The sequence below is a fragment of the Streptomyces swartbergensis genome (genome assembly GCF_002148965.1).
Lineage (GTDB): Bacteria > Actinomycetota > Actinomycetes > Streptomycetales > Streptomycetaceae > Streptomyces > Streptomyces swartbergensis.
Genome location: NZ_NGFN01000542.1, coordinates 1 through 3,389, shown reverse-complemented (window position 1 = coordinate 3,389; position 3,389 = coordinate 1). Strand labels below are relative to the sequence as shown.

General features: G+C 68.6%; 4 protein-coding genes. All 4 read left to right on the top strand.

The features are described from left to right. Positions 1-512: ABC transporter permease (locus CA983_RS41760; RefSeq protein ID WP_143645746.1), on the top strand; the 512-nt coding region annotated here is incomplete at its 5' end. After that, on the top strand, positions 509-1,375 hold the full coding sequence (locus CA983_RS41755) for an ABC transporter permease (protein WP_086605865.1): 867 nt from the start codon (positions 509-511) through the stop codon (positions 1,373-1,375). The genes CA983_RS41760 and CA983_RS41755, both read left to right, overlap by 4 nt. Positions 1,376-1,540: 165 nt before the next feature. Beyond that, on the top strand, positions 1,541-2,821 hold the full coding sequence (locus CA983_RS41750) for an NAD(P)/FAD-dependent oxidoreductase (protein WP_086605864.1): 1,281 nt from the start codon (positions 1,541-1,543) through the stop codon (positions 2,819-2,821). 42 nt (positions 2,822-2,863) lie between these two features. Beyond that, the coding region (locus tag CA983_RS41745) for an aldehyde dehydrogenase family protein (RefSeq protein WP_143645745.1) at positions 2,864-3,389 on the top strand (526 nt) is incomplete at its 3' end.

Here is a 3,389-nt window from a genome sequence, read left to right as displayed (position 1 = left end):
ACGGCTGGATCATCCTGCTGGGTGACAAGGGCCTGGTGAACGAGACCCTGGCCGCCATGTCGGTACCGGGGGCGCCGTTCCAGCTGCTCTACAACGAACTGGGCGTGGTCATCGGCACCACCTCCATGATGCTGCCCTACACCGTGCTGCTGCTCTACGGCGTGATGCGCGGCGTGGACCGCCGCTTGCTCGCGGCGGCGTCCAGCATGGGCGCCGGGCGCGTGACCATCTTCCGAAGGGTCTATCTGCCGCTGGTCGCCCCCGGTCTGGCCAGTGCCGGACTGCTCAGCTTCATCCTCTCGCTGGGTTACTACATCACCCCGGCCCTGATGGGCGGCCCGAACCAGACGATGATCGCCACCCTCATCAACCAGCAGGTGACCAAGGAAAACCAATGGAACGGGGCAGCCGCTCAGGGAGTCATCCTGCTGCTGCTCACCTTCGCCGGACTGCTCCTGGTCAAGGCCGTCAGCTCCCTGGGCGCCAGCCGGAAGAAGAGGAGCGCGTCATGATGGAGCTGCGCAAGACCCTCGCGGGTCGGATCGCCCTGACCGCCATCGCCACCGTGATCCTGCTGTTCCTGGCCCTGCCGATCGTCGTCATCATCGTCACCTCCTTCAGCAACAACGCCTTCGCAGCGTTCCCGCCGGAAGCGTGGACGCTGAACTGGTACAAGGCACTGTTCGCCGATGGCAGCAAATGGCCGGCCGCACTCTCCCTGAGCGCCCTGATCGCCGCCCTGAGCACCGTGTTCTCACTCATCATCGGCGTCACCGCGGCAACCGCACTGACCAGAAGCGAACTCCCCCTGCGCTCCGCGGTCTACGCCCTGGTTCTCGGACCGCTGCTCATCCCGCAGATCGTCACCGCTCTGGGCCTGTTCCTGCTCTTCGAACCCGCCTCGATGCTGGGCAGCCCCATCGCCATCGCCCTCGGCCACACCGTGCTGGCTTCACCCATCGCGGTGCTCATCCTGATCGCGACCCTGCGCGGCATCGACGAACGCCTCGAGGACGCCGCCGCCAGCATGGGCGCCGGCCGCCTGACCGTCGCCCGGCGGATCACGTTCCCCCTGGCCGCCCCCGGCATGATCGCCGCGGCGATCTTCTCCTTCATCACCAGCTTCGACGAGTTCTACATCTCCCAGTTCCTCTCCTCCGTCGACACCGTCACCCTGCCGGTGCAGGTCTACAACTCCCTGACCTTCGACATCGACCCCAGCGTGACCGCCGTCAGCGCCATCCTCATCGCCCTCGCCATCCTCGCCCTCGCCCTGGTGGCCCTGGTGCGCTGGCTCGGCTCCGGACGGCAGAACGCCCTGCTCTCCGTCGAAACCGCGACCGGGATCGCCACCCCGGGAGGTGAGGCCGTATGACCACCGCCGAGGCCTCCGCCCGCATCTGATCCACGGTTGGGAAAGGTCTCTCACCTGAGCCTTGCGCCGGCACGGGCCGCGCTTCCGCTGACAGCGCCGTCGGCCGGGCCCTTGGCGGTGCCCGGCCGCCCCCCCCACTTCGAAACTCCCCGCAGAGGACCCCAAATGAAGACGATTCCCTACTGGATAGAAACCGCCGGGGCGTTCCCCGACCGGTCCGGCAAGCCCCTGACCGAGGACACCGACCTGGTGGTCATCGGCGCCGGCCTGACGGGTCTGTCCACCGCCCTCCATTCCGCCCGCAAGGGCGCCCGTGTCACCCTCGTCGAGAAGGGCCAGATCGGTTCCGGGGCCTCCGCGCGCAACGGCGGCATGGCGAACCTGGGCTTCACGATCGGCGTGAGCCAGGCCATCCGCCGATACGGACTCGAGCGGGCCCGCGAGATCTACAACTCCTACGGCGAGGCCGTGGACACCGTCGAGCGGCTGGTGAACGAGGAGTCCATCGACTGCCAGTTCAACCGCGTCGGGCGCCTGGGCGTCGCGTCCCGCCCCGCGCACTTCGAGAACAAGAAGGCCCAACAGCGCGACCTGGCCAAGTACTTCGGCCATGAGACCACACTGGTCAGCAAGTCCGAGCTGCGTTTCGAGATCGGATCCGACGCCTACCACGGCGGCCTGCTCGACCCGTTCAGCGCCGCACTGCACGTCGGCCGCTTCGTGCGCGGCATGGCCGAGGCGTGCGAGCGCACCGGTGTCGAGATCCACGAGCGCAACGCGGCCATCGGCGTGCGGCGCACCGCCGCCGGCCGTTACGAGGTCAGCACCGAACGCGGTGTGATCCGCGCCGGGCAGGTCATGATGGCCACCGACGCCTACACCGACAAGAACTTCCCGTGGCTGCGCCGCCAGCAGGTCTGCCTGGGCAGCTTCATCATCGTGACCGAGCCGCTCGGCGAGCAGCTCGCCCGGGACATCATCCCGAAGGCCCGCCTCATCGTCGACTCCAACCAGGTCTGCCACTACTTCCGGCTCACCCCGGACAACCGGCTGCTGTTCGGCGGACGCGCCCGCTTCGCACCGTCCGACCCCACCTCGGACAAGAAGAGCGGACAGGTCCTGTTCCGTGAGATGTGCGCGATCTTCCCCCAACTCGCCCGGACGAAGGTCGAGTACGTGTGGGGCGGCTCCGTCGGCTTCGCGATGGACCGCATCGTGCACGCCGGGCAGACCGAGGACGGCGTCTACTACTCCATGGGGTACGCGGGCCACGGCGTGCAGATGGCCACACACATGGGGCAGGTCAYGGCCGAGGTGATGGACGGCCACCCCGAGGTCAGCCCGGTTCGTGACCTGGCCCCGCCCCGCATCCCCCTCTACAACGGCACCGYCTGGTTCCTGCCCTTCGCGGGCGCCTACTACAAGACGCTGGACCGCATCCGCTGACCGTGCGGCAGCGCACCCCTACGCATACAAGGAGACCCCGAGATGACTGTGGTCCACGACGTTCCCAAGCAGCTTTTCATCGGCGGCGGTTGGCAGGACGCGGAGTCCGGCCGGACCCTGTCCGTCGACAACCCGGCCACCGGTGAGGAACTGTGCCGGGTCGCCGACGCCTCGCCCGCGGACGGCCGGCGTGCCGCCGAGGCGGCGGTCGCCGCGCAGGCGGCCTGGGCCGCCACCCCGCCCCGGGTCCGCAGCGAGATCCTGCGCCGTGCCTACGACATCATCATCTCGCGCACCGAAGACCTCGCCCTGCTGATGACGCTGGAGATGGGCAAGCCCCTGGCAGAGGCGCGTGCCGAAGTCGCTTACGGCGCCGAGTTCTTCCGCTGGTTCTCCGAGGAAGCCGTCCGTATCGACGGCGGCATGATGACCGCCCCGGACGGCAGGAACCGCCTCCTGGTCACCCGCCAGCCCGTCGGCCCCTGCCTGCTGATCACCCCGTGGAACTTCCCCCTGGCCATGGGCACCCGCAAGATCGGCCCCGCCATCGCCGCCGGCTGCACCATGG

What these genes read in the sequence shown, in the direction of transcription:
- CA983_RS41755 (WP_086605865.1), top strand. Translation starts at nt 509, where the DNA reads ATGATGGAGCTGCGCAAGACCCTCGCGGGTCGGATCGCCCTGACCGCC.